This window comes from Micromonospora deserti, from assembly GCF_003236335.1.
Lineage (GTDB): Bacteria > Actinomycetota > Actinomycetes > Mycobacteriales > Micromonosporaceae > Micromonospora > Micromonospora deserti.
Genome location: NZ_POUB01000574.1, coordinates 1 through 438 on the forward strand (window position 1 = coordinate 1; position 438 = coordinate 438).

1 protein-coding gene is annotated in these 438 nt (G+C 49.3%); it reads left to right on the top strand.

Going from position 1 to position 438, the window contains the following annotated elements; translation table 11 throughout:
- Window positions 1-82: 82 nt before the first annotated feature.
- The coding region (locus tag C1I99_RS31980) for a M48 family metalloprotease (RefSeq protein WP_499877955.1) at window positions 83-438 on the top strand (356 nt) is incomplete at its 3' end.

Genomic DNA, 438 nt, shown 5'->3' on the forward strand with positions numbered 1-438 from the left:
TCCTTATACTGAGACTGAGCGTCGATTCACCTGCAAACGGCGCATTTTTAGAATAATCCTGACCTTGTGCGGAAGAGAAAACATGAAAATTCGCGCCTTATTGGTAGCAATGAGCGTGGCAACGGTACTGACCGGTTGCCAGAATATGGACTCCAACGGACTGCTTTCATCAGGAGCGGAAGCTTTTCAGGCTTACAGTTTGAGTGATGCGCAGGTGAAAGCCCTGAGCGATCAGGCATGTCAGGAGATGGACAGCAAGGCGACGATTGCGCCAGCCAATAGCGAATACGCTAAACGTCTGACAACTATTGCCAATGCGCTAGGCAACAATATCAACGGTCAGCCGGTGAATTACAAAGTGTATATGGCGAAGGATGTGAACGCCTTTGCAATGGCTAACGGCTGTATCCGCGTCTATAGCGGGCTGATGGATATGAT